This is a genomic window from Sphingomonas mangrovi (genome assembly GCF_047975845.1).
Lineage (GTDB): Bacteria > Pseudomonadota > Alphaproteobacteria > Sphingomonadales > Sphingomonadaceae > Sphingomonas.
The window spans coordinates 1-6,260 of the sequence record NZ_JBIUCZ010000062.1; the positions used below are offsets into that span (position 1 = coordinate 1).

Below are 6,260 nucleotides of genomic sequence, written 5' to 3' on the forward strand. Positions count from 1 at the left end.
GGACGCCGGCCTCGTCTGCTTGCGCATCTCATCTCTCCGATACCCAGCGAAGAGAATCACATCCCCAGCTTTATGCAAAGGTCCCGCGAAAGCTGGGATCTCGGGCGAGGGCGCGGGGCGGGAGTCGCAGGAGACCTCAGCCTTCGCTGGCGTGACGGCGTGGGGGCTGGCGCTAGGCGATGGTCCCGGTGCGGGGTTCGCGGACGGCCGTGCGACGGTCGCGGCACCGCCCGCTACCAGTCGCCGGCGCTCGCCATCCACAGGCTGACCGCCGCCGCCGCCGCCGTCTCGGCGCGCAGGATGCGCGGGCCCAGCGTCAGTCCGTGCGCCTGGGGCAGCGCGCGGATCGCGTCGCGTTCCTCGGCGTCGAAGCCGCCCTCCGGCCCGATCAGGATCGCGCCGGGTCCGCGGCGGGCCGCCATCGTCGCCGCGGCAGGCGCGCCGCCGGTCTCGTCGGCGAAGAACAGCGCGCGCTCGGCCGGCCAGGTGCGCAGCAGCGCGGCCAGCTTCACCGGCTCGGCAAGCTCGGGCAGCGCGGTGCGGTCGCACTGTTCCGCCGCCTCGATCGCATGCGCGCGCAGCCGGTCGAGGTTGAGGCGGTCCACCACAGTACGCCGCGTCAGCACCGGCACGATCCGCGCCACCCCAAGCTCGCACGCCTTTTCCACCGTCCAGTCGACCCGCCCCTTCTTGAGCGGCGCGGCGCACAGCCACAGGTCGGGCACCGGCTCGCGCGGGCGCAGATGGGTTTCGACGGACAGCGTCAGGTCGCGCTTGCCCGCGTGCGCGACCGTCGCCAGCCATTCGCCGGTGCGGTCGTCGAAGAGCTTGACCGGGTCGCCCGGCTTCGCGCGCAGCACCGACAGCAGGTAATGCGCCTGCGGGCCGTCGAGGCGGATCTGCGCGTCGGCGGCGATCGGATCGTCGAGGAACAGGCGGGGGGTGGACTGCGGCGGCCAGGCGGGGGTTGCGGGCATGGCCGCGGTGTTAGGCGAGCCAGGCGGCTTCGTCACGCCGCCTCGGCGATCACCACGCGGTTTCGCCCGCTGCCCTTCGCCCGATACATCGCCGCGTCGGCCTGCTCGATCGCGGTGTCCAGCGTGTCGCCGTCGCTCACGCAATAGGCGCCGACGCTCAGCGTCACCGTCACGGTGTTGCCGTCGCCCAGCATGATCGGGGTGGCGCACACCCGCTCGACGATGCGTGCGGCGACGCCGGGCAGCCGCTCGGCCTCGAAGCCGCGCAGCATCACGATGAACTCGTCGCCGCCCCAGCGGCCGCACAGGTCGGAGGGGCGCAGCGCGGTCTGGATGCGCCGGGCGATCTCGGCGACCACCATGTCGCCGGCGGCATGGCCGTGGCGGTCGTTGATCTGCTTGAACCGGTCGACGTCGATCAGCAGCAGCGCGACCGGTGCCGCGCGGCGATCGCGCTGCACCGCCTCGAACCCGAAGACGAAGCCGCGGCGGTTGGCCACCCCGGTCGCCGCGTCGCGATAGGCGAGCTGCTCCAGCTCCAGCGTGCGCTCGCGTACCCGCGCCTCCAGCGACCGGGTATGCTCCGCCACCGCACGCGCCATCGCCGCGAACCGGCGCGACAGCCGGCCGATCTCATCGTTGCGGTGCAAGTCGAGCGACTCTGCCGGCGCGAAATGGCCCTGTTCGGCCTCGACGACGCTCATCTCCAGCTGCCTGAGCGGATCGAGCACCACGCGCTTGAACAGCAGCGCCACCAGCGCGGTGCCGAGCAGCAGCATCAGCAGGATCAGCAGCGCGATCGGCCCGAACAGTCCGCGGTCGACCATCGCGTCGGTGTCCATCACCGTGACGTTGAACCAGTCGAGCCCGTCGAGATAGCCGACGCCCACCAGCATCCGCTGCCCGCGCATCGTCAGGAAGCTGGAGCGTGCCGCGTCCTGCCCGGCCGCGACATCCGCCATCATCGCGGCGAGCTGCGCGCGATCCTCTTCCCAGCTGACCATCTCGAAGACGGTCGGCGGCCGGCTCCGCTCGGGATCGGAATAGCGGCCGACCATCCGCGGGTCGCGATGCGCCTGCACGACGCCGCGCCGGTCGACGAAGAAGGTCGAGACGCCCGGCTGGGTCTCCGCCAGCGCCTCGCGCACCACCGACGACAGGTCCACCGCGGTGCCGGTCACGCCGATCGCCTTGCCCCGATAGCGCACGACGCAGTTGACGAAGACGCGGGTGCGCTTGGCGAGCCCGTCGGCGTCGACGTTGAGGTGGCAGGCGTCCTTGCTCGCCAGCGTTTCGAAGAACCAGCGGTCGCGGGTCTTGCCGCGCTGGATCTCCAGGCGCGGCCGCTCGGCGGTGAATCGGGTCCCGCTTTCCTCGTAATAATAGTTCCGGGTATCCGGGAAGCCGACGAAGAAGGTCCCGCCTGTCGACAGCGCCGCCCGGCGGCGCAGTTCGGTGACGGCCGTGTGCCGCTTGGTCGCGTTCCGCTCGTCGAGCAGCCAGCGGATGACCGATTCGGACTGGGCGTTGGATTGCGCCAGCGCCACGTCGCGCTGGAGCGTGCCGAGCCCGCGCGCGCGATCGTAGAGCACCTGCCGCTCGGCGAAGCCGCTGCCCAGCCGCACCAGCGTCAGGTCGACGACGCGATTGAACGCGACCAGCCCGACCGCGCCGAGCAGGCCGATCAGCAGCAAGCCGACCAGCAGCACCCGTGCGGTCAGACTGGCGGCAACCGCGCGCCAGAACCCCTGGAAGGGGAGCAGCTTGTTCGACCTGATCGTGCGTCTCCTGGAACCGGCGTTTTGCTCAGGCCGCCGTCCAGCGCCTCACGCACGTGCAATATAGAGGGGGGAATGAAGATCGAGATAACGCAGGGGGTTGATTCCGGTTTCCTTTCCTGCTCGCCGCAGCTTGGGCTGTCCTACCGGCGGCGGCTGTGGCAGCAGGCGGCATGATCTTCGCCCTCCTCCCGGTGCCGTGTCGCGCGACGGCCGGCCGTCGCTCCATCGACCCGCGCGCAGGCCTCAACTTTCTCAACTTCGCCGCCGCTCGGGCACCCGCGACGGACGGCCGGCAGTGACCGCCGGGGTCGAGATCGTCCCCGACAGCGAGCATCGCGGGCTCGTCGGGCGGCTTCCTGCGACGCTGCGGCCGTTCGCGCTGCTCGCCCGCTTCGACCGGCCGATCGGCTGGTGGCTGCTGTTCTGGCCGGGGGCCTGGGCGATCGCGCTGGCCGGGCAGGGGATCGCGCGCTGGCAGATGATCGCCTGGTTCCTGCTCGGCAGCATCGCGATGCGCGGCGCCGGCTGCGTCTACAACGATATCGTCGACCGCGACCTCGACCGGCAGGTCGCGCGCACCCGCAACCGCCCGCTGGCGAGCGGCGCGGTGTCGTTGAAGGCAGCGTGGACCTGGCTGCTGATCCTGTGCGCCGTCGGCCTGGTGGTGCTGCTCCAGCTGCGCCTCGCCGCCGCGCTGGTCGCGGTGTCGAGCATCGCGCTGGTCGCCGCCTATCCGTTCATGAAGCGGATCACCTGGTGGCCGCAGGCGTGGCTCGGCATCGTCTTCAGCTGGGCGGCGCCGGTCGGCTGGGTCGAGGTGACGGATGCCGGCATCGCGCCGATGCTGCTGCTCTACGCCGGATCGATCGCCTGGGTGATCGGCTACGACACCATCTATGCGCTGCAGGACGTCGAGGACGACGCGCTCGTCGGCGTGCGTTCCTCGGCGCGGCGGATGGGCAGCAAGGTCCGCGGCGGGGTGGCGATCCTCTATGCGGCGACGGTGCTGTGCTGGGCGGGTGCGCTGTGGCTGGTGTTCCCGACCCCGCTCGCGCTCCTCGCGCTGCTGCCGATGGCGCTGCATTTGGGCTGGCAGGTCGCGACGCTCGATCCGAAGGACGGGCACAACACGCTCGCGCGCTTCCGCAGCAACCGCGACGCGGGGCTGCTGATGTTCCTCGCCTGTCTGGTGGTCGGCACCGCGGCCTGAATCGGCGGGGGTGGCTTTGACCTTGGCGCCCCGGCTCCCTAAGTCGCGGCGATGCTGAACCCCGAACAGGCGCAGGCCCGCGCCGCGCAGGCGATCGAGCGTGCGCGCGCCCAGGGCGCCGATGCCGCCGATGCCATCCTCATCGCCGACACGGCGCTCTCCGTCTCCGTCCGGCTGGGCGCGCTCGAGGACGTCGGCCGCTCCGAGGGCGGCGAACTCGGCCTGCGCGTGTTCGTCGGCAAGCGCTCGGCGAGCGTCGCTACCTCCGACCTGTCCGACGCCGCGCTCGACGCGGTGGCGGAACGCGCGGTGGCGATGGCGCGGCTCGCGCCGGAGGACGACTGGGCGGGCCTCGCGCCGGCCGAGCGGCTGATGAAGGGCGCCGCCCCGCTGCTCGATCTCGACGACGGCGCCGACGTGTCGCCCGAGGCGCTGAAGGCGCAGGCGCTAGCGGCCGAAGATACCGCGCGCGCCGTCGCCGGCGTCACCAATTCCGAAGGCGGCGGCGCCAGCGCCAGCCGTGCGGTGATCGCGCTCGCGACCAGCCACGGCTTCGCCGGCAGCTATGCCGTCACCAGCCACGGCGTCTCGGCGAGCGTGCTTGCGGGCACCGGCTCGGGCATGCAGCGCGACTATGCCCATCACAGCGCGCGACATCGCGCCGCGCTCGACGCGCCGGAGGCGATCGGCCGGCTGGCGGGCGAGCGCGCGGTCGCGCGGCTCGATCCGGCGCGGATCGCCTCCGGGCCGATGCCGGTGGTGTTCGATCCGCGCGTGGGATCGAGCCTGCTCGGCCACCTGACCGGCGCGATCGCGGGGCCTGGGGTCGCGCGCGGCACCAGCTTCCTGCGCGATGCGCTCGGCAGCGCGGTGTTCGCGCCCGGCGTCACCATCCGCGACGATCCCCACCGCCCGCAGGGGCTGCGCTCGCGCCCGTTCGACGGCGAGGGCTTGCCGGTGTCGCCGCTCGCCATCGTCGAGGACGGGGTGCTGCAGAGCTGGCTGCTCGAAAGCGCCTCGGCGCGGCAGCTGGGGCTGGAGCCGACCGGCCACGCCACCCGCGGCATCGGCGGCGCCCCCGGGGTGGGCACCAGCAACCTCTACATGGACGCCGGCCGCATTACGCCCGAGGCGCTGATCGCCGACATCGAGCGCGGCGTGCTCGTCACCGAGCTGATCGGCCAGGGGGTGAACGGCGTCACCGGCGACTATAGCCGCGGCGCGGCCGGCTTCTTGATCGAGAACGGCGAGATCACCCGCGCGGTGGCGGAGATCACCATCGCCGGAAACCTGCGGGCGATGTTCGCCGCGCTGGTGCCGGCGAGCGACCTGGAGTTCCGCTACGGCGTCAACGTGCCGACGCTGCGCATCGACGGGATGACGGTCGCGGGTGGCTGACACGCTGCTCGACCGGGTCGCGGCAATCGCGGGGGAAGCGGCGACGCTGGCGCACGCGTGCGCCGCGACCGACTTCCAACGCTGGGAAAAGGCACCGGGCAATCCGGTGTGCGAGGTCGACCTGGCGGTCGACGCGCTGCTGCGCGAACGGCTGACCGCGCTGCTTCCCGACGCCGGCTGGCTGTCCGAGGAATCGGCGGACGATCCGGCGCGGCTGGCGCGGCGGCGGGTGTGGATCGTCGATCCGATCGACGGCACCCGCGACTATATCCGCGGACGCCCTGGCTGGGCGGTGTCGGTGGCGCTGGTCGAGGACGGGCAGCCGGTGCTCGGCGTGCTAGACGCACCCGCCCGCCACGAGCGCTGGCGGGCGGCGGCGGGCGAGGGCGCGTGGCGCAACGGCGTGCGGCTGGCGGCGGGCGGTATCGACCGGCTCGCCGGAGCCCGCACGCCGGTCGACGCGCTGCCCAAGGCCGACCGCGATCTCGTCGCGGTGGCCAAGCCCAATTCGATCGCGCTGCGCATGGCGATGGTCGCGGCGGACGAGGCCGACCTGCTCGCGACCCTTCGCTGGGGCAACGAATGGGACGTGGCGGCGGCGGTGCTGCTGCTGCGCGAGGCGGGCGCCGCCGCCACCGACGCGCTCGGCAAGCCGCTGCGCTTCAACACCCCGCGCGCGCAGGCGTTCGGCGTGCTCGCGACCGCGCCCGGCATCCACGCCGCCGCCGTCGAGCGCCTCCGCCCCCGCGCGATCGCGGCGCTGGGGAAGCCGTAGCCACGCGTCCGCCAAGTCCCGTCATCCCAGCGAAAGCGGGACCTTTGCATAAAGCTGGGGATGTGATTCTCTTCGCTGGGTATCGGAGAGATGAGATGCGCAAGCAGACGAGGCCGGCG

At 72.5% G+C, this 6,260-nt stretch carries 5 protein-coding genes; 3 read left to right on the forward strand and 2 right to left on the reverse strand.

Annotated features, from left to right (window positions below; translation table 11 throughout):
* Positions 1–233 precede the first annotated feature (233 nt).
* Both ACBY01_RS16980 and ACBY01_RS16985 read right to left on the reverse strand, forming a co-directional pair.
* Positions 234–977 carry a 16S rRNA (uracil(1498)-N(3))-methyltransferase gene (locus ACBY01_RS16980; RefSeq protein ID WP_416462175.1) on the reverse strand — a complete coding sequence of 248 codons (744 nt, stop codon included), beginning with the start codon at positions 975–977 and terminating at the stop codon, positions 234–236.
* A gap of 32 nt (positions 978–1,009) precedes the next feature.
* The gene (locus ACBY01_RS16985) at positions 1,010–2,686 is read right to left on the reverse strand and encodes a sensor domain-containing diguanylate cyclase (protein ID WP_416462176.1); all 1,677 of its coding nucleotides are present in this window, start codon (positions 2,684–2,686) and stop codon (positions 1,010–1,012) included.
* A gap of 367 nt (positions 2,687–3,053) precedes the next feature.
* On the opposite strand from ACBY01_RS16985, the gene ubiA reads away from it, so the two are divergent.
* The 3 genes from ubiA to ACBY01_RS17000 are packed head-to-tail and all read left to right on the forward strand — an operon-like array spanning position 3,054 to position 6,141.
* Positions 3,054–3,968 carry a 4-hydroxybenzoate octaprenyltransferase gene (ubiA, locus tag ACBY01_RS16990; protein ID WP_416462177.1) on the forward strand — a complete coding sequence of 305 codons (915 nt, stop codon included), beginning with the start codon at positions 3,054–3,056 and terminating at the stop codon, positions 3,966–3,968.
* A 51-nt stretch (positions 3,969–4,019) separates the two neighbouring features.
* Positions 4,020–5,366 (forward strand): TldD/PmbA family protein, encoded by a 1,347-nt coding sequence (locus ACBY01_RS16995; RefSeq protein WP_416462178.1) that lies wholly within the window; start codon positions 4,020–4,022, stop codon positions 5,364–5,366.
* Positions 5,359–6,141, forward strand: coding sequence for a 3'(2'),5'-bisphosphate nucleotidase CysQ (locus ACBY01_RS17000; RefSeq protein WP_416462179.1), 783 nt, complete (start codon positions 5,359–5,361; stop codon positions 6,139–6,141). Before ACBY01_RS16995 ends, ACBY01_RS17000 begins: the two co-directional genes overlap by 8 nt.
* Positions 6,142–6,260: the final 119 nt, after the last annotated feature.

What these genes read in the sequence shown, in the direction of transcription:
- ACBY01_RS16980 (WP_416462175.1), bottom strand. Translation starts at nt 977, where the DNA reads ATGCCCGCAACCCCCGCCTGGCCGCCGCAGTCCACCCCCCGCCTGTTC.
- ACBY01_RS16995 (WP_416462178.1), top strand. Translation starts at nt 4,020, where the DNA reads ATGCTGAACCCCGAACAGGCGCAGGCCCGCGCCGCGCAGGCGATCGAG.